Below are 19,311 nucleotides of genomic sequence, written 5' to 3'. Positions count from 1 at the left end.
CAATATGTTACCAAAAGTAAGCGTAATTGTTCCTATATATAATGTAGAGAAGTATCTCAGGAGATGCTTGGACAGTATAGTGAATCAAACTTACTCGAATTTAGAAATCATATTAGTGAATGATGGTTCCCCTGATAATTGTGGGATGATCATTGATATTTATGAGAAGAACGATGACAGGATCAGGGCACTTCATAAAGTAAATGGCGGCTTATCCGATGCCAGGAATTATGGAATGCAGCATGTAACCGGAGAATACACCATCTTCGTCGATAGCGATGATTGGCTTCACATAGAAATGATTCAAAAGCTGGTCACCAATAGTATTGCTACTAAAGCTGATGTTGTTCAATCGGCTTTTTTTTATGCATATGAGGATTACCTGTTATTTGATAATAGATACCATTCCAAGGGAGATCAACCTACAGTGTTGAAAAATAAAGCCTTGATGAGAGAGTTAGTGGCCAATGAAAGGGTCAAGAACTTTGCATGGGGGAAGCTTTATCGTACTAATTTAATCAATGATATCCCTTTCAAAAAAGGTGTATTATACGAGGATGTATTTTGGGCGCATAAAGTGATGCATCGTGTAAAAACCTTTGTGATGTTACATCAGCCATTGTTTTACTACTATCAAAGAAGTGACAGTATCGTTGGAAACTATACCATCAAGAGTCTGGATATTCTCAGCGGGATGAAGGAGCGGCATGGCTTTATTGAAAAACATTATTCAGGTCTGAAAAATGAATCATATAGAATGATCTTAAAAACCAGCATCATTCATTATAATCTGATGCTGCTTAATCGCAAAGTCGATCAGGGTGGACACTATAAACGGGAAATTCAAAGCTACATCAAAGAGAATTATCCGGAGTTAAAGAAGGCAGTACGTAAGCATCCACCTCTTGCAAGGCAGTTGAATCTATTTTGCATTCATCCATACTTGAATTTCATTTATCAGGGGATGCTGAAGATATTTAGGGGAATTAAGGTTATCCCTGGACCGGTGAAATTGGAACGCTTGAATGCATAAAGGAGAATGTCATAGATGGGATTTTTGAGAAAGTGGCTTTCAATAGCAATCATTTATCTTTTCAATTTTTCACTACCGGTAAAGGAAAATAAGATTTTTTTCTTCAGCTATTATGGTAACCAATATGGCTGCAATCCTAAATATATTTCTGAGCACATGTTAAAACAATATCCAAAGAATTCGTTCGATATTGTCTGGGCTCTAAACAACCCTTCAACAAAATTGAAGGACGTGAAAGTCGTTAAAACGATGTCGTTGAAGTATTTTTATGAATTATGTACTTCAAAAGTGATAATCACGAATTTCCGTACGACGGATTTATTTGTGAAAAGGAAAAATCAATATTACATACAAACATGGCATAGTTCCTTACGTTTAAAACAGATTGAAAAGGATGCTGAGGCTTCCCTTCCAAGTCATTACGTCCAAATGGCAAAAAAAGATTCTAAAAAGTGTGATTTGGTTTTATCGGGGTGTAAGTATAGTACATCGATCTTCAAACGTGCCTTCTGGTATGAAGGAGAAATATTTGAACACGGCACACCAAGGAACGACATGCTAATAAATAATTACAATGTAAATTATAGATCCCGAATCTTGAATGGATTAAAGATCGCTAAAAAGAGCAAGATTATCCTTTATGCTCCGACATTTAGAAAAGGAAACAATTTAGAGATTTATAAGTTAGAATACTCCAAAATTCTAAGCCAGATAAAAAATAAGTATGGTGGGGAATGGATTTTCTTGGTGAAATTGCATCCCCATTTGACATCCAAATCAAAAGAATTGGTATACGGAAAGGATGTAATTGATGTCACAGCCTATGATGACATTCAAGAATTACTGAGCATTTCAGATGTTTTAATTTCAGATTACTCGTCTTTGATGTTTGATTTTGCTCTTACGAAGAGGCCATGTTTCCTTTATGTACCGGATTTAGATGAATACATGGCAAATGATCGGAATTTGTATTTTGACATCCAGGACCTTCCTTTCAACCATGCTACTGACATGGATCAGTTACTTTTACTCATGCAACAATTCAATCACAAGAAATACGAACAAAAGTTGAAGGAGTTCTCGTCACTCATCGGCACATACGAAAATGGCAAAGCTGCAGAAAAACTCGTAAAACGTATTTATGAAGTGTGTTTTAAAGAAAAGGAGAAAAAATTATATGAAGCAATATAAAATTGGCTACACGACAGGGGTTTTTGATTTATTTCATATCGGACACCTTAACATCCTGAAAAAAGCTAAAGAACAATGCGAGTATTTGATAGTCGGAGTTAGTACTGATGAGCTTGTAATGAAATACAAAAACAAGCAGCCAGTCATCCCGTTTCAGGAAAGACTGGAAATAGTCGAAGGAATCAAATATGTAGACGCAGTTGTTCCACAGGTTGATAGGGATAAGTTCATGGCTTGGAAGCTCCTACAGTTTGATGTCATGTTTGTGGGAGATGACTGGAAGGGAAAGCCACTCTTTGTCCAGGTGGAAAGACAGTTTGCAGAAGTTGGAGTCGATATTGTTTATTTCCCTTATACTCCAGGCGTGTCTACTACTTTGGTGAAAGAGAAGGTAAGGATGTAGAGATGGTGAGTGAAAAAAAGAAGATGTTATTTGTGATTGATTCCCTCGATTGTGCTGGAGCAGAGAAGAGTCTTGTTACTCTTCTTTCCCTGCTAGACTATCAAAAATTCCAGGTGGATCTCTTATTATTCGGATATGGAGGAATGTTAGAAACATTTTTACCTAAAGAAGTAAACCTTCTTCCCCCTCTCTCTTATACAAAATTTAGTGAGAAGAAACTCTCCGCTCAGTTGTATCAATTGAATAAAATAAGCTTGAGAATGTTAAAAGCTAGATTGAAATATACTTTTAGATTACGTCTTAAAAAACGAACAAACCTTCAAAAGGCTAGGGTTTATTGGGAAAGCATATCAAGCGTAATCGATAATAATCCTAATTCTTACGACATCGCAATTAGTTATGCTCAAGGTGTTCCTACATTTTATGTTGCTGAAAAAGTAAAAGCTAGGAAGAAATTTACTTGGGTAAATGCAGTAATTAAACTAAATATAAAAGATAAAAGTTATCAAAAAAATTTTTATGAAACCTTTAACAATATTATTGCAGTATCAGATACTACAAAAAAGGTATTTTTAGACACTTTTCCTGAATTTCAAACCAAAATGAAAGTTATCTATGATATCAACGATCAAAAGTTTATTTCTAGAATGTCAAACCTAAAATACAATAATTACATTGAATTTGATGGCTTGAAAATATTAACAATCGGTAGGTTGGCAAGCCAAAAGGGATATGATATTGCGTTAGAGGCTTGTAAGAAATTGAAGGAAGCTGGGGTCAACTTCAAGTGGTACGTATTAGGGAAAGGCCCTCTAGAAGAAGAAATTAATAAATATATTCAACAAAAAGATTTGAATAATTATTTTATTTTATTAGGGACAACAGCAAATCCTTATCCAATTATTAAAGACAGTAATATTTATGTACAAACATCTAGGTTTGAAGGTTTTGGCCTTGCGATTGCTGAGGCTCGAATGTTGAATGTACCTGTTGTTACAACAAGATTCGATGCGGTGTACAATCAAATGGTGCATAAAAAAAATGGACTTGTTGTTGATATGAATAGTAACGCTGTTTTTGATGGGATAATGAAACTTATTGAAGATGTTTCTTTAAAAGAGGAGATAATAGAATACTTAAAAACAGAGCCAAAAGGAAATCTAGATGAAATAGATAAATTTCACAATCTTATAGGATAATTTTAATGAGAAAAGAGTGTAAATTTCTATGAAAAAGAAAATCCTATTTATGGTTATCAATATGAATATTGGGGGAACAGAAAAAGCATTGCTTAACATGATTAATGAAATGCCAAGAGAGGAATTTGATATTACAATAATGATGTTAGAGAATTATGGCGGTTTTTTAAATCATATTCCTAAATGGGTGAATGTTAAATTTGTTAATGGATATAAAGAAATGAAAGATATACTTAATGATCCACCGCGAGAAATGATTCTAAAGAAATTTCGTAGTGAAAATTTGTTTAAAGTTTTAAAATTATGCATTATTTATTTTCTTTGTACTTTAAAAAAGGAAAGAAGAATACTATTTAAATTTATACTTAAATATTATCCTATTGATTCAACAGAATACGATATTGCCGTAGCTTATGCTGGTCCCATGGACTTCATAAGCTATTTTGTTTTAGAAAAAATTATTGCAAAGAAAAAAATACAGTGGATTCACTTTGATATTAACAAGATAGGGTTTAATATTACCTTTTCATCTAAGTTATATAAGCAATACGATCAGATAGCTGTAGTATCGGAAGAAGCAAAAGAAAAGTTCTTAATGAAGTTACCTTTATTGGAAAATAAAACTATTTTGCATGAAAATATCATTTCAAGTGAACAGATAAGTAAGTTAGCAAATAAACATGAAAGTTTTAATGATTCGTTTGATGGTATAAGGATTTTAACTGTTGGAAGGTTGACATATGAAAAAGGTCAAGATTTAGCAATTAATGCTATGTCAAAGTTAATAAAAAACGGCTACAAAGTAAGGTGGTATTGCATAGGAGAAGGAAAGTCGCGTGAAAAATATGAAAAACAAATTGAAGAAAATAATTTAGTAGGTCACTTCATATTACTAGGCTCAAAAACTAATCCATACCCTTTTATTAAAGATTGTGATATTTATGTGCAACCCTCTAGATACGAAGGTTACTGTATTACAACACTCGAAGCTAGGTTTCTAAACAAACCGATTATTACTACGGAAGTTAACGGAGCAAAGGAACAGTTTCTTAATAGGGAAACCGGGCTAATTGTAAAAATAAATGAAGAAGAAATTTATAAAAGTATTAGGGAATTAATTGGTAACGAGATATTACAAAAAAAGCTTGAAAATAATCTAAGGATTTTTAACAGTACACACAACAAAGGGAAAACGATATTTGGTTAAGGAAAGGAATGAATTATTTGCCAATATTAAGTATTGTGGTACCAATATACAACGTAGAAAAATACCTTCCTAATTGCATAGAATCCATCCTGTGTCAAACCTTAAAAGATTTTGAACTCATACTAATAAATGATGGTTCAACAGATAACAGCGGTGATATAGCTGAATTATACGCACAGATTGACGACCGAATTCTTGTAATTCATAAATCAAATGGTGGGGTATCTTCAACGAGGAACCGAGGTATCCAGGCTTCAAAGGGGAAATATATCGGATTTGTTGATCCTGATGATATCATTGCACCTAATATGTATGAATTACTACTAACGGCTGCATTAAAACTAGATGCAGAAATAACTATATGTTCTATTAAGACTGTAAATACAACCAATCAAAATGTAAAAATTTCTACGGTGTGGAAGGACACTAACACCAAGTTAAACAAGGAAAGAATTATAAATGAAATAATTCCATCAATATTAAAAGGTAAAACTTTTAGTATTGTACCATGTTTCAACAAAATATATAAAGCATCTTTATTTGAGATGGTGATGTTTGATGAAAATAAAAGTCATAGTGAAGATGCACGTCTTAATTTTGAACTTTTGTGTAAAATTGAAAACTTAGTTTTTATTGACACACCTTTATACCATTACATGAACCGTGACAGAGAATCATTAACAAAGAAATTTAGGCCAGATTTATATAACTATATATTAGATAATAAAAAATTTCTCATTAATCTATGTGACAAATACAAGTATAAAATTCATGTTGATAAAGTTAAAGCACATTTTACCACTTTAACACTTATGTATTTACAGGATGTCGCAATTGGTGATTTAAGTGAAAAAAAGAAGCTTGAATTGCTTAAATCTATCCTTTGTTGTGAAGAGTTTATAGAAGATTTGATTTGTTACAAAAGCGAAACACTTTATCTCGGTTTAATTGGTAAGATTTGTTTGATGAAAAATGAAAAATTTCTCTTACAAACAATGCTCTTAAAGGTCGGAATAAAAGAGCTAATTGATAAAGTATCACTAAAAAAAATTATTAAAAATGAAAGGATGTCCACATGAAAAAAATCTTAGTAAATGCGTATTTTGCCGAAAATCTTGGAGATGATTTATTTCTAAAAGTATTATTTGATAGATACCCACAAACAAGATTCTATTTACTAACATCGAATAACTCTTATTCAAATATTTTTTCAAGTAATATTAATGTGAAAGTGATTAAATCAATAAATTATAGTCTATTTGGGGTTCGTACAATAAATATATTTGAAAAAATTAATGACTACTTTCTCAAATATTCGTTCTTTGATGGAATGGTTGTTATTGGAGGATCAATTTTTATGGAAAATAAAAATTGGGAAATTGGGCTACAGAAACGTATTAAACTACCCAAAATGTTGAAAAAGAAAAATAAAAAAACGTATATTATTGGCGCCAACTTTGGACCGTACGACGATGAAGCATTTGTAGACAAACATAAGGAATTTTTCTCATATTTTGATGATATTTGTTTTAGAGATAGTTATTCTTATAACCTATTTGAAAAATTACATAATGTTAGATGTGCGCCAGATGTGGTCTTTAATTTAAATTACAATTATGATAATAACCAATGTGAAGAAAAGTCTATAGGTTTTTCAATAATCGATTTAAAGAATAGACCGGATTTAGAGAAATATTCAGAGACTTATGTGGATAAAATTGTTGAACTGGTAAAAAATTTCCTTGCAAAGGGATTGAAAATTAAATTTTTTTCTTTTTGTAAAAAAGAAGGGGATTTAAATGCTATTGAAAAAATTATGAGTAAATTATCTGCTAGAAATCAACTAGATATTAAAGTGCATAATTATATTGGAAATGTAAATGAATTTTTAAATGAATTTAGAGAATGCGAAATAATTGTTGGCACACGCTTTCATTCCATAATATTGGCCTTAGCCAATAGTCAAAAAATTATTCCTATATTATATAGTGATAAAACATTCAACATGTTAAAAGATTTAGGTTTGGAAAAAAATAGTTTTTATATAGAACATATTAATGAATTAACAGCTGACATTATTGACTCATTAAATCGAGACTATTTTGTTAATAGAAAACAAATTATTGAGGATGCCAATAAGCAGTTTGAAAAATTGGATTTGTTAATAGGATAGAATCTAGGAACAGAAATTGTATCCAATCAAGTATTTTAAGATTCTAAAAAAGGTGCGATTATAATGAAGAGTAAAATCAAAATGTTGTTAAACTTATTTGATAAGAAGGAAAAGAAAAAGTTAATAATTATTTTAATGATGATGGTGATTGCTGCATCATTAGAAACAATTGGAATTGGTATGATCGTTCCTTTTGTTGGTATTATTACAAACCCAGAAGTAATAAAAGAACAAACACTTTTAAATAACATTTACAGCTTTTTTAATTTCCCCTCCACCTCGGTATTTATCATTTTTTCTGTTATTATTCTGCTTGCTATATTTATTGTCAAAAACTCTTACTTATTATTATTTAATTATATTCAATATAGAGTTATCTTAAATCAGCAAGTGAAACTGCAAAGTAAGTTGTTTAAAGAATATTTAACAAAGCCTTACACATTTCACTTGGACAGAAACACATCTACATTACTGAGGAATGTTAATGGGGAGGTTTCGAGGGTTTTTCAAGGGATTGTCCTTTCTTTATTTCAATTATTGACTGAAATTCTGATAATAGTTTTTATCCTAGTCTTATTGCTCTTCTCTGCACCTTTAGCAACATTAACAGCATCAGTTTTATTAGGAATAAGTATTTTTCTGTTTTTCAAAGTATTCAGGAAAAAAATTAGCCAATTGGGTAAGGAACAACAAAAGGTTAGTGGGACTGTCATAAAGTGGGTAAATCAAGGTTTGGGTGCAAGTAAGGAGGTCAAAGTTTCTGGCAGAGAAGCTTTCTTTATCAATTCATATACAAAACAAAGTCTAATTAAGGTGAAAAATAGTCGTTATATGAAGATGCTTGAAGTTGTTCCAAGACTCTTTATTGAGACATTACTAGTATCTATCGTATTAATAACTATGTTAGTAATTGTTCTTCAAGGTGCGAATACGACAAACCTTGTTTCGACTATAGCCTTATTTGCAATGGCCGCTTTTAGAATTATGCCTTCCATAAATAGGGTTGTCGCTTTAATTACCACAATTAAATATAGTCAACCAGCTTTAAATGTGGTTTATGAGGATTTGTTCCTAAATAAGGATCCTTTGTTAGGTACAAAGATTGGTACCAATGATTCAAATAAAAGCCCGCTTAAAACTTTTAGAGAAGCGATTAAATTAACTGGTGTCTCTTTTAAGTATCCAAATCAAAAGGATTATTCAGTCAAAGATATTTCTCTCACGATACCCATTGGAAAATCTGTTGCATTTATCGGGGAGTCAGGTGCTGGAAAAACGACATTAGTGGATATCATTTTAGGCCTATTACATCCCGAAAAAGGAAGGGTACTTGTTGACGATATAGACCTTCAAGATCAAATATCTTTATGGCAGAAAAAAATCGGTTACATCCCTCAAACTATTTTTCTCTCGGATGATACTATAAGGGGCAATGTTGCTTTCGGAATAAATGCAAAAGAAATAGACGATGAACAAGTGTGGAATGCTTTGGAGCAGGCTCAACTTAAGGACTTTGTACTAAGTCTACCGGGTAAATTGGACACCACTGTAGGAGAAAGAGGGGTAAGGCTCTCAGGAGGCCAAAGGCAGCGTATTGGAATCGCTAGAGCGCTGTATCACAACCCAGAAATATTATTTATGGATGAGGCCACTTCTGCCCTTGATAACGAAACGGAGAGAGAAATCATGAAGGCAATTGATGGCTTAAGAGGACAAAAGACGCTGATCATTATTGCTCACAGGCTAAGTACTATAAAAAATTGTGATATAGTGTTTAAAATGAAAAAATCGGAACTTGTCGAAATAGAAAATGAAAATAGAAAATTGAACTCAAGGTTAAAAGTAAGGGGGGCAAGATTAAATTAATGAATTTATTTAACTTAATAAAATATATTAATTTCAGATTTCGTGAAAAAAAGAAATTGGCTACAAAAATGAAAAGTTATTTTAAAACAAACAGTGAATTTCTAACTTCGGGAACATATTCGCTCGCTAAAAGTGAGAGCGGAAAAATCATTGCGTATAAGCACAATAGCAGGAATAAGTTTTTTGTTGAAAAAATTGTTGATACTGGATACATATTTTCTGATTGGCAAAATCGGATTAAATCAAATATTAGACAATTTGTTGATTTAGTTATTGATATTCCAACTATTAAAATAAAGTCATTAAAACCGAGTTTCAATGGAGAATTAATAATGGTAACTTATAATCAAGATGTGAAAATTTTTGATTTAAAGTCTAAAACAGTCGTTAATTTAGTGAAAGATAACCATTCATATCTTAAACTGATTAAGACTACTAATATCTTTAAAGACTATTTTGATATTCCAATTATTTCTTCCAATCCAATAAAACAAACATATATAGAAAGGTTTATCGATTTTAAACCTTATAGCAACTGGTCTCTAGGGGAAAAAGAAGATGCTGTAAGAACTATTTTTTCTAATTACAAAAACTATTTTATCTATTGTAGTGCTAATAGTCATTTTATTTCAAGAGATATAAGAGATGAACTAGCCATTTTAAAGAATTTATGTGATGGAAGTGAATTATTAGCCACACTAAGTACTGTTATAAAAAATTCACTAGATAGTGAGTGGACCTATGTGAATTGTCATGGTGACATGGTATTTAGTAATATTTTGTTGTACAAAAAAAATTATTATATTATTGATTGGATTGACTCAGGTAAACACATTTTCTTTTATGATCTTTTCAATTTTATGTTTGGAGAGGCCACTTTTCATCGTAACTACTATTATTTGGAGAAATTTATTAGTGGTACCTTTGATCACTACTTATCAGGAGTATTTAAATTGTTTAATCATACATACGATAAAGAAAAAAAGATATATTATCTTGCTTTATTTCTAATAAATCGTATTAGATTCAGAATTGAAAATAAAAATGATGAAAATTTAGTTGCAGTATTTTCCTCTTATCACGATACATTTAATACTTTTGTTAAAAAAATAAAAAGTATGGAAAAAAAGACGGTGTGCTAAGATATTAAAACTTAATTAAAGGACAATTTATGTAGAATAGTTAAGTATAAGAAAGTAAGTGATATTAATTATGTGTAAAAGTCAACTCCCTGAATAAAACTTTTTTAAGGAATAGGATATGCTTTTCCCTCCAGAAGCCTCTGGAGGGATAGAAATTATCTATTGATTTCAACTATCACTTTCTTCCTCATAACGTTTTTAACATTTTGTTTATTTCTTCTCTCATTAAATTAAATCCACCAAATTCTATTCAAGCCCTCCGGTCATTAAATATCTTTTGGATAGTTGATGATTGAAAAATACGCAAAAAGACCCTCCACCTAGAACTCCAATTAACTTAATCTTCTATTCGATTTTTGAAGTGCATTTTTGCATCTTGATGCTCTTCATCATAACTGTCAGTATTATTTCTCGTCTTTAAACTTGAGTTAATTCTGTTTTTTTGCATTTTTTTTGCATTATATAAATCTTCTTGTTTTGTGATCACAAAACAGAGCTGAACATCTGTTTTTGGAATAGAACTGAAGAATACATCTTTTAATCCAGGCAATCTCTTGAATACAGCGGGTTGAATTTTTTCCGCGTTGCAATCCCGTGGATTAATAAGAATTTAACTAAAACCAATAGATAACGCCTTGCAACCATTTTAACCATAAAAAAACTCTAAAATTTCCATCGCGTGAAATAAATAGAACAATTTAGAAACCTTCTTTACTAAGATACTTTTAACGTAAGCAGCTTATTAAGAAATGGTCAATTTTTGATTTTTGCATAATTGAATAGGATATAATTCCATTGCTTATAATCCGGACAAAGAATCTACGTTTTTTGAATCAGACCAACACATAAGAATATGTGTCAATATTACAGGACTTTTTTTGAAGTTTATGAGTATATATCTAAAATGACTTATACATTTTGTGATATTTGGCTTATTTTTCGAGAAAATTAATCTTTTTATTATAAATTCGAAAAAAGGTGTGTTGAATAAATTTGTGGAATTAAATTACTACAAGTGATTAAAGTTTCTTTAATCTTCGTAAAAAAGGGAGATGACATTTTATGATTTGGAAGAAAACAAAAATCTCTAGTCTAAAATCCCTATCAGATGTGGACGTCACACTTTTGGAAGACGGATACACCCTTTTATATGATAAAACAACAGAAAAGTTTGTTGCAAGGCCCTTTCCTAATGGTTACAGTAGCAACGTGGGGAATTTTCCACCTGTTCAACAAGATAATATGTTAACCCTTGAAGAAGGAAAAAATCATCCAATAAGTATAAATAGTAAACAAACCTATTTAACGCTAGAGGGAGGAGAGATTTCTACCCCTTTTCAAGGAACTTTTACTATAGATGTGGATAGGTGGGGATTGCAAATGGGTATCCCGGTAAAACCCTATCAGCTAGAAGATTATCAAAAAGCAATGCAGAATGTAAATGGAATTAACAATGCCCTTTCTTATGCATTTGAGCAAGGATATTCCTATATTGTTTTACCCAAGGGTGAATATTCAATCTGTTTTCCAACTCCCATACAATTAAAGAGCAACCAAACACTCGACTGTATGGGAGCTACATTAAAAGTGATGTATGACTCTGATAACCGTTCTCCTTATGATCCAGATCAAAATCGACATCCTTCTTTTTTCGAAGGTAATGTTTTTGAATTTACACGTGGTGTTAGAAATTCACATTTAAGGGGGCTAAGATTAATAGGTGATAAATACGAACGTAGTTTCCTGTTTTCAGAGGAACGAAGAAGAGAGGGAAGCTATGGTGTAATAATTAAAGGAGATGCATGTTATTGTTCAGTGAGTCATTGTTATATTGCAGGATTCATGGGAGATCAAATTAGATTTGTAGCAGAAGGTTATATTATAACTGGAGATAGTGGAGAAGGTTCCCAAGTTCTTGGAACGATTGATGTAACGACAGGAGAAGTAGTTCCTAATTCAAATGCAACTTCTGTTGTATCTGAATTGATTTCCATTCGAACAACTGATAAGCAGTTTTTTACAATTGGTGGGCAGGGGTATTCACGTACCACCAGAATGAATAATAAAAGATTTGACGTGTACTATTACCAAGGTAGTAATTTTCTAGGAAGACTTATTGGTAATAAAGTTCAAGCGCCAGTCACCATTCCTGCACATGCTACACACATGCGTCTAATGTACTTGGATGAAACTGATCCAACTAAGAAATTTGATATATTTATCCGTTATGGGGGAGACTGTCATCATAATGTTGTAGAGTATAATGAATTGGCTGATGGACATCGTGGTGGAATACAGCCTGGAGGAAGTTATAATATCATTCAATACAATAAAATTCGGAATAACGGTTCAAGTGATGGTTGGCTTTGGGGAGGTACACCTACTTTTCCTGATTCGACGAGATACGGCATAAACCAAGAAGATTCTTATGGTGATAATACGATTATCCGTGGAAATCATATTTATGGAAGCTTTCATGCCATACTTGTAGGTACGTACTCTGTATTTATTGAAAATAATGTTATAAACAATTGCAGCAACGGTATTCGAGTTTATGGGATGGAATATGGAAGTATTACAAATAACTATATACAATCAGGAAATCCTGTTTCCAGTTCAGGTACTAGTTTGCTTGGAGCGGTGCAAGTAATAGGGAATTACTGCCTTGGGGATATATCACTTGGTAATGCAACTTACGAATGTATTGTTAAAGGCAATCATGTGGTAGGTGGAGGTCTCAAAGTTGGTAGTGGGATTTGTGAAGGAAACCTTGTAATGCTTAGTAAACATTATTCCGGAAATAGTGGAAGCTTAGAAGGGGACTCCATTAGATTTAATCAGTTTAAAGGTACTAATCCTAACATAAGTAAAATATTCGTGTACCCTGAGGGCTCTAAGTTCATTGAATACTGTACATTTTATGACGTGGAAATTGAGATGAGGAAGTCTGTAACTTTCAAAAAATGTAAGTTCTATAATTGTCGTTTTCTTACAGGACACACAACTAGTGCAGCTCCTAATGAATTCATTGAATGTGAATTTTTTGATTCAAGGCCGATGCAGAGAACTAGAATTACACCGATGATATTTAAAAACTGTTTAATAAATTTTTCGGAAAACTACACTTTAAACCATTTTGTCATGTCATTTTCAACCACTCCTATGTCGATGTTTATCTATATAGACCGCTGTGAGATTAAAACAGCAGCTCCGTTATTAGGTATTATTGAGTCAAACTATCTTACTCGGGATACATTAAATTACGAAATCAAAAATACCTCTGTTGAATACACTGGCGAGGGTTTGTTGGATTTGCGTATAAACCGTAGAGAAACAACGGTTTACTCAGGGCTGATAGCTAATTTAACTTTAACTAATATAAATCTTAATACACAAGAATTAACGGGTGAGAAATATACACTTTTTGATCCAGCAACTTCTTTCACGCGAGTAGTAAGGCTTGAAGCAAATGGCGAGGGTTACGAAGCAATAGTATCACATGATCTCCAAACTCCTGCTCCTTATATTATAGTTACAGATAATTCTACAGGGGAAATTGTTACACTTTCGGTGTTTATTCTGAATTCAAATACTATAAAATTTATTGCAACTAACCCCATGGAAGTTAAAGTTTTTGTTAAAAGAGTGTAATGCGTTCTTAAATGTTAAAACATATAAAGATGTGCAATTCTTCTTTCTGAAGTTTGCACATCTTTTCTTTATTTACCACATACTATAATTTTTCATTGGAAAATAATTATTATATCGTTGACATTCTTTTTTAAGAATGTTATGTTCTATATTAAGAACATAATAGAACTAATGATTTTGTTTTTTTACTTGGAGGTACATATGAGCGCTATTGCAGGAATACACAGTATTAAATCAAATAAAATTCCAGTTGATCACTGTGTGGATTTAATGGAGGGACTAAGCCATTTTCCTGCGGATGACGTCCAATCCTGGCATATAGAAAATGTTTTCTTTGGCTGCTATTCTCAATGGATAACACCAGAGTCCGTTGGAGAACAAAACCCGTTAAATCATAGTGAAATGAAATTAGTAATAACAGCAGATGCAATTATTGACAACAGAATAGAACTATTTGAAAGATTGCAGATCCCTCAATATAAAAGAAACAAAATGACAGATAACGAATTAATATTAGAGGCATACAAGAAATGGAGAGAAGATTCTCCCAAATATTTGGTTGGAGATTTTGCTTTTATCATTTGGGATAAAGAAAGAAATCAGATTTTTGGAGCGAGGGATTTTTCCGGTACTCGTACTCTGTATTACTTTTTGAATTCTGATTATTTTGCTTTTTGCACAACACTTAAACCACTTTTGACATTACCTTACATAACAAGAATATTAAATGAATCATGGCTAGCAGAATACTTAGCTATCCCTGGAATGTATGAAACGGTGGAAGCTAATACCACTGTTTATCAAGGAATTATGCAACTTCCACCATCACATTCACTAATAGTAAAAAATGGTCAGATAAAATTGGTAAGGTTCAATAAGTTTGACGTCCAAGAAAAAATAATATTTAAGACAAATGAAGATTACGAAGAAGCATTTAAAGAAATCTTTCAAACAGCAGTAAATTCAAGAGTAAGAACAACTCGTAATGTAGGTGCTCAGTTAAGTGGAGGTTTGGATTCAGGTTCAGTTGTGGGTTATGCAGCTAGAGAGTTAAGAAAACAAGGTAGAAAGTTGCATACCTATAGTTACATTCCACCAAGTGATTTTAAGCAATGGACACCCAAACATAGAATTGCAGATGAGAGCCCATATATACAATCAACTGTTCAATTTATTGGCAATATAGAAGATAATTACTTGGCATTTATTAATAAAAGTCCATACACAGAAATTGATACATGGCTAGAAACATATGAAATGCCCTACAAATTTTTTCATAACTCATTTTGGGTTAGAGGTATTTATGAAAAGGCTTCTCAAGACGGTGTAGGAGCTTTGTTAAATGGTGCTAGAGGAAATTGGAGTGTATCTTGGGGACCATACTTAGATTACCAGACATTGTTGTTAAAGCAGAGGAAGTACCTATTATTTTATAAAGAATTAAATGCTTACAGTAAGAATATTGGAGTCAAAAAGTCTAGAATCTTTTCTAAGATTTTAAACAAGGCTTACCCTACTATGTTTAGTAAACACAATCTTTCTTACAAGATTCCTAGTTTGATTAACCAAGATTTTGCTAATAGAACAGGTGTTATAGAAAAACTAATTTCTAACGGAATTGAACACGATGAATATAATACACCAAATGCATATGAGGCTAGGAAAAAATGTTTTGAACAAGTAACATTTTGGAATTCAAACGGTACAGTAAATACAAAATTATCATTACGATATAAATTGTGGAATCGTGATCCGACTAATGATCTTAGAGTTATTAAATTTTGTTTATCAATTCCAGAAGGCCAATTCGTACAAGATGGTTTTGATAGATCATTAATCCGTAGAGCGACAAAGGGAATACTTCCTGACAAAGTAAGACTAAACCAGCTTGTTCGAGGGATACAAGGTAGTGACAGTCTATTTAGAATGATTCCTTCATGGAAAGATTTTATTTGCGAGTTAGAAATGTTGATAAAAGATCCTTTAATAAAGGAATATCTAAACACAGAAACAATAATACAAACTACTGCTAATCTAAAAAATAATCCTCGCCCTGAACAAGTGTTTGATTTAGATTTTGCCTTATTAATGAGAAGTATAATTACTTATAGATTCTTGAAAAATTATCTTTGAAGGAGGTGATAAGATGAAAAATTGGAAGAAGCCAGAATTAGAAATCCTAGACGTAGAAAATACTTTTGCAGGACCTGGGATTAGAACTCCTGATGAAACTCAGACGGATCCAGATGAGGGTGTACACTACAGCTAAAAGAACAAACATACTTAATAAAAAGGAGGCTGATCAGAGAGTCAATTTGATGACGATTTGACAGCCTCTACCTATACGCACTTGTCTTATAAGTAAGAATCTTTAAAGGGATCTTACATGAAAAATAATTGACAAAGATTTCTTATGGTGTTAAATTAAAAGCACAAACATGTTCTTAATAAAGAAATAAATAGCAGTCCTTTTTTGCCTTTATGTTCTTTATAGTGAATTTTTAATCCTGATAAAATCTATTCATAGGAGAGATCTCCATGAACAACTCGTTAAAGTTATTATACAAAGCGTTCGGTTTTACTATTAAAAGTGAATATGCGCTCCCTGAGTTGAACAGGGCTATAATAAAAGCGGATTTAAGTGATATTTCCATCCAAACGGGCAACCTAGAACCAAAATGGCAGTCTCTCTCAAAACAACCAAACCAATACTTCCACGTAAAGGAAAACCTCTGTATGTTCCATGTTCCTGGCACTGCCATCTTCCTCATCCAAAATGGCAAGGAAATCATCGTCAGCCCGCATGAAGATGCTGCAGAAGACAACATCCGACTCTATCTACTTGGGACTTGCATGGGAGCTATTCTCATGCAGCGCAGAATTCTTCCTCTGCATGGCAGTGCTATTGCCATCAATGGAAAAGCCTACGCAATAGTCGGTGATTCTGGAGCGGGTAAATCTACGACAGCTTCGGCTTTGTTAAGGCAGGGATATGAATTGATTAGTGATGACGTCATTCCCGTTTCTTTCAACGAACAAGGTATCCCGATGGTGACTCCGGCATATCCGCAGCAGAAGTTGTGGCAGGAGAGTATAGAAGAGTTTGGGATGGAGTCGAGTGACTTCCGTCCGATTATTGATCGTGAAACTAAGTTTGCTATTCCGGTAGCATCACAATTTTGCAATCAGCCTCTCACTTTAGCGGGTGTATTTGAATTGATGAAGACGGGGAATGAAGACCTTCAGTTTTCTTCTGTTACTGGACTGGAAAGGTTCCATCTGTTGTTCCAGCATACATACCGAAATTTCTTTATCCCAAGAGCCGGGTTGATGGAGTGGCATTTCCAGACATCAGCTAGGATGGTAAACAAGATGAGCTTTTTTCGAATACAGCGTCCAACGTCCTATTTTACAACAGATAAAATAACGGACTTTATTCTGACTAATATGGAGAGAAAGGGTGAAGTGGTTAATGGCTAAAGGGTTAGTTATGACAAATGATTGTGTATATTCTCAGGTGGCTGGAAACATCATCAGTGATATGGATGGAGAAAAAGTGATGTTTAGTATTGCTAACGGAAAGTATTACAACCTGGGCGAGGTTGGGGGCGCTATCTGGGATCTGCTTCAGGAGCCTAACAGCATTAATGGGATGGTTAGCCAATTGCAGGAGGAATATGATGTGGATGAAAAGACTTGTGAAATGCAGGTGATGGAGTTCATTGTAATGCTTCATAAGGAAGGACTTATTGAACAAAATTAATCTTCCGATGCGAAAGGACCATAACATGAGAAAACTGAAATTGTTATTGGAGGCTGACTGGTACACTAGGAGACTATTGGTAGAATCCTATCTCCATTTAGCCTGGGCCCGCTATTTAAAAAGCGTCCCATTTGCTACTGTCGCACCATCTTTGGGCACAAATATGTGCGAGACGACCTTTGAACGACCACCTTTAGGAGATCAGAAGGTTCTTGCTGCTGTTTCCCAAGCTGTTCATATTATGAGTAAGTACACTTTTTGGGAAAGTCAGTGCCTGGTGAAGGCGATGGCTGCCATGAAGATGCTTGAAAAGAGGAACATTGAGAGTACCTTGTACCTTGGTACGGCCAAGGACGAAAACGGCAAGCTCATTGCGCATGCATGGTTGAGGTCAGGTCCTTTTTACATCACGGGGGCTGAGGTGATGAATCAGTTTACAGTAGTGGGGAAATTCGCCAAAACAATGGGAAGGGAGCGGCAAAGTGAAAATAATGGATCTGGATTTAGAGAAAGTTCCTCATGAGCTCCTTTTCATCCTTCATGTATTAAAAGAAGAGAAAACAACAGCTTGGCACAATCAATATAAGCAACTGCTAGAAAAAGTAAACTGGGATGCATTCCTGCAACTTGCCAAACATCATCGCCTTTTCCCTCTCCTACACCAACAGCTTAAAAGGATGGATGTATCCTGCATACCCGATTATGTTATACGTCATTTGAAGGCAATTTATCAGCAGAATACTTTTCAGATGCTGCATCTTACTGCAGAAATGAACCATCTTAACCAACAATTCCTAACAAACAATATTCGAACGATTTTTTTAAAAGGGCCGGTACTTGCACAAGAGCTATATGGCGATATTTCTTTAAGAACATCCTGTGATTTGGATGTTTTGATTCCTTTAGAAAACTTGGATGAAGCAGAAAATCTGCTTATAAAACTAGGGTATGAGAAGGATGATTACATTGAGACCATACTCGGGGACTGGACGTGGAGGCATCATCACGTCACATATTTTCATCGGATAAAAGGGGTGAAATGTGAGCTGCATTGGCGGTTGAATCCTGGTCCAGGTTTTGAGCCTCGTTTTGAAGATCTTTGGAATCGTAAAAAGAAGAGCTCTCTTTTGAATGGAACGGTGTATATGCTGGGGAAGGAGGATCTGTTCTTCTTTCTTGCTACACATGGGGCACGCCATGGTTGGTCAAGGCTTAGATGGCTAGTGGATATCCATTGCCTATTAGGCCAGGAAATAAACTGGCACCAGGTTGAAAATCTTTTTAAAAAGTACCACTTTCAAAAGATTGGTGGTCAGGCCCTATTTTTATCTAAAAATCTGTTAAACTCTGAAATTCCTTTGGAAGTTAATAGTTTATTAGAAAAAAGGTCACACCAGTTGGCCCAACAAGCCATCTTTTATTTACAGTCTATGGTTAATTTACATACTGATGCAGTTCCAGAGGATATCTCGGATTACCATGGTAAACACTTGTTTTTCCTTATGTCGTATCAACAAAAAACACTATATTTATTAAGCTGTTTGTTTCCGTTTCCAGAAGATGCCGAAACATTACCATTACCAAAACTTTTACATTTTTTGTATGTTCCCTTACGGCCATTTTTGTGGGCATGGAGGAAAAGTACGAAGCCACTATCTGTTAAGGTATTCAAAGGTTAATGTA

16 protein-coding genes are annotated in these 19,311 nt (G+C 33.4%); all 16 read left to right on the top strand.

All coding sequences use genetic code 11. From position 1 onward, the window contains the following. Positions 1-4 precede the first annotated feature (4 nt). The 16 genes from ACFVAD_RS00175 to ACFVAD_RS00100 all read left to right on the top strand — a co-directional run bounded on the left by ACFVAD_RS00175 (position 5) and on the right by ACFVAD_RS00100 (position 19,307). Positions 5-1,033, top strand: a complete 1,029-nt coding sequence (locus tag ACFVAD_RS00175; RefSeq protein ID WP_386634589.1) for a glycosyltransferase family 2 protein — start codon at positions 5-7, stop codon at positions 1,031-1,033. Positions 1,034-1,048: 15 nt separating this feature from the next. Then, complete coding sequence (locus tag ACFVAD_RS00170) at positions 1,049-2,224, top strand: CDP-glycerol glycerophosphotransferase family protein (protein WP_386634586.1); 1,176 nt, start codon at positions 1,049-1,051, stop codon at positions 2,222-2,224. Beyond that, positions 2,211-2,627 (top strand): FAD synthase family protein, encoded by a 417-nt coding sequence (locus ACFVAD_RS00165; RefSeq protein ID WP_386634583.1) that lies wholly within the window; start codon positions 2,211-2,213, stop codon positions 2,625-2,627. Before ACFVAD_RS00170 ends, ACFVAD_RS00165 begins: the two co-directional genes overlap by 14 nt. Positions 2,628-2,629: 2 nt before the next feature. Beyond that, positions 2,630-3,826, top strand: a complete 1,197-nt coding sequence (locus ACFVAD_RS00160; protein WP_386634581.1) for a glycosyltransferase — start codon at positions 2,630-2,632, stop codon at positions 3,824-3,826. A gap of 28 nt (positions 3,827-3,854) precedes the next feature. Next, the gene (locus tag ACFVAD_RS00155; RefSeq protein ID WP_386634578.1) at positions 3,855-5,033 is read left to right on the top strand and encodes a glycosyltransferase; all 1,179 of its coding nucleotides are present in this window, start codon (positions 3,855-3,857) and stop codon (positions 5,031-5,033) included. 17 nt (positions 5,034-5,050) lie between these two features. Further along, a complete protein-coding gene (locus tag ACFVAD_RS00150) occupies positions 5,051-6,112 on the top strand; it encodes a glycosyltransferase (RefSeq protein ID WP_386634575.1) in 1,062 nt (353 codons plus the stop codon). Beyond that, positions 6,109-7,206 carry a polysaccharide pyruvyl transferase family protein gene (locus ACFVAD_RS00145; RefSeq protein ID WP_386634573.1) on the top strand — a complete coding sequence of 366 codons (1,098 nt, stop codon included), beginning with the start codon at positions 6,109-6,111 and terminating at the stop codon, positions 7,204-7,206. The genes ACFVAD_RS00150 and ACFVAD_RS00145 overlap by 4 nt, the downstream gene beginning before the upstream one ends. A gap of 63 nt (positions 7,207-7,269) precedes the next feature. Next, complete coding sequence (locus tag ACFVAD_RS00140; RefSeq protein WP_386634570.1) at positions 7,270-9,072, top strand: ABC transporter ATP-binding protein; 1,803 nt, start codon at positions 7,270-7,272, stop codon at positions 9,070-9,072. Further along, positions 9,072-10,214, top strand: coding sequence for a protein kinase family protein (locus ACFVAD_RS00135; RefSeq protein ID WP_386634568.1), 1,143 nt, complete (start codon positions 9,072-9,074; stop codon positions 10,212-10,214). Before ACFVAD_RS00140 ends, ACFVAD_RS00135 begins: the two co-directional genes overlap by 1 nt. A gap of 1,062 nt (positions 10,215-11,276) precedes the next feature. Further along, complete coding sequence (locus ACFVAD_RS00130; protein WP_386634565.1) at positions 11,277-13,865, top strand: right-handed parallel beta-helix repeat-containing protein; 2,589 nt, start codon at positions 11,277-11,279, stop codon at positions 13,863-13,865. Between the two features lie 201 nt (positions 13,866-14,066). Then, positions 14,067-15,998, top strand: coding sequence for an asparagine synthase-related protein (locus tag ACFVAD_RS00125; protein WP_386634562.1), 1,932 nt, complete (start codon positions 14,067-14,069; stop codon positions 15,996-15,998). Positions 15,999-16,011: 13 nt separating this feature from the next. Continuing rightward, a complete protein-coding gene (locus tag ACFVAD_RS00120; protein WP_386634559.1) occupies positions 16,012-16,134 on the top strand; it encodes a paeninodin family lasso peptide in 123 nt (40 codons plus the stop codon). A 269-nt stretch (positions 16,135-16,403) separates the two neighbouring features. Further along, complete coding sequence (locus ACFVAD_RS00115) at positions 16,404-17,345, top strand: phosphoenolpyruvate carboxykinase (ATP) (protein WP_386634558.1); 942 nt, start codon at positions 16,404-16,406, stop codon at positions 17,343-17,345. Beyond that, positions 17,338-17,628 (top strand): lasso peptide biosynthesis PqqD family chaperone, encoded by a 291-nt coding sequence (locus tag ACFVAD_RS00110; protein WP_386634555.1) that lies wholly within the window; start codon positions 17,338-17,340, stop codon positions 17,626-17,628. The genes ACFVAD_RS00115 and ACFVAD_RS00110 overlap by 8 nt, the downstream gene beginning before the upstream one ends. A 25-nt stretch (positions 17,629-17,653) precedes the next feature. Beyond that, complete coding sequence (locus ACFVAD_RS00105) at positions 17,654-18,151, top strand: lasso peptide biosynthesis B2 protein (protein ID WP_386635336.1); 498 nt, start codon at positions 17,654-17,656, stop codon at positions 18,149-18,151. Continuing rightward, complete coding sequence (locus ACFVAD_RS00100) at positions 18,120-19,307, top strand: nucleotidyltransferase domain-containing protein (RefSeq protein WP_386635333.1); 1,188 nt, start codon at positions 18,120-18,122, stop codon at positions 19,305-19,307. Before ACFVAD_RS00105 ends, ACFVAD_RS00100 begins: the two co-directional genes overlap by 32 nt. Positions 19,308-19,311 lie beyond the last annotated feature (4 nt).

Origin of the sequence: Sutcliffiella sp. NPDC057660, from assembly GCF_042800035.1 — a bacterium.
Taxonomy (GTDB): domain Bacteria; phylum Bacillota; class Bacilli; order Bacillales; family Bacillaceae_I; genus Sutcliffiella_A.
The sequence above is the reverse complement of the archived record's forward strand: the minus strand, read 5'-3'. Positions and strand labels throughout refer to the sequence as shown.

Bases quoted from the DNA above. Each gene is read 5' to 3' on its own strand.
- ACFVAD_RS00175 (WP_386634589.1), top strand. From the start codon at position 5: ATGTTACCAAAAGTAAGCGTAATTGTTCCTATATATAATGTAGAGAAG.
- ACFVAD_RS00170 (WP_386634586.1), top strand. From the start codon at position 1,049: ATGGGATTTTTGAGAAAGTGGCTTTCAATAGCAATCATTTATCTTTTC.
- ACFVAD_RS00165 (WP_386634583.1), top strand. From the start codon at position 2,211: ATGAAGCAATATAAAATTGGCTACACGACAGGGGTTTTTGATTTATTT.
- ACFVAD_RS00160 (WP_386634581.1), top strand. From the start codon at position 2,630: ATGGTGAGTGAAAAAAAGAAGATGTTATTTGTGATTGATTCCCTCGAT.
- ACFVAD_RS00155 (WP_386634578.1), top strand. From the start codon at position 3,855: ATGAAAAAGAAAATCCTATTTATGGTTATCAATATGAATATTGGGGGA.
- ACFVAD_RS00145 (WP_386634573.1), top strand. From the start codon at position 6,109: ATGAAAAAAATCTTAGTAAATGCGTATTTTGCCGAAAATCTTGGAGAT.
- ACFVAD_RS00140 (WP_386634570.1), top strand. From the start codon at position 7,270: ATGAAGAGTAAAATCAAAATGTTGTTAAACTTATTTGATAAGAAGGAA.
- ACFVAD_RS00135 (WP_386634568.1), top strand. From the start codon at position 9,072: ATGAATTTATTTAACTTAATAAAATATATTAATTTCAGATTTCGTGAA.
- ACFVAD_RS00130 (WP_386634565.1), top strand. From the start codon at position 11,277: ATGATTTGGAAGAAAACAAAAATCTCTAGTCTAAAATCCCTATCAGAT.
- ACFVAD_RS00125 (WP_386634562.1), top strand. From the start codon at position 14,067: ATGAGCGCTATTGCAGGAATACACAGTATTAAATCAAATAAAATTCCA.
- ACFVAD_RS00120 (WP_386634559.1), top strand. From the start codon at position 16,012: ATGAAAAATTGGAAGAAGCCAGAATTAGAAATCCTAGACGTAGAAAAT.
- ACFVAD_RS00115 (WP_386634558.1), top strand. From the start codon at position 16,404: ATGAACAACTCGTTAAAGTTATTATACAAAGCGTTCGGTTTTACTATT.
- ACFVAD_RS00110 (WP_386634555.1), top strand. From the start codon at position 17,338: ATGGCTAAAGGGTTAGTTATGACAAATGATTGTGTATATTCTCAGGTG.
- ACFVAD_RS00105 (WP_386635336.1), top strand. From the start codon at position 17,654: ATGAGAAAACTGAAATTGTTATTGGAGGCTGACTGGTACACTAGGAGA.
- ACFVAD_RS00100 (WP_386635333.1), top strand. From the start codon at position 18,120: ATGGATCTGGATTTAGAGAAAGTTCCTCATGAGCTCCTTTTCATCCTT.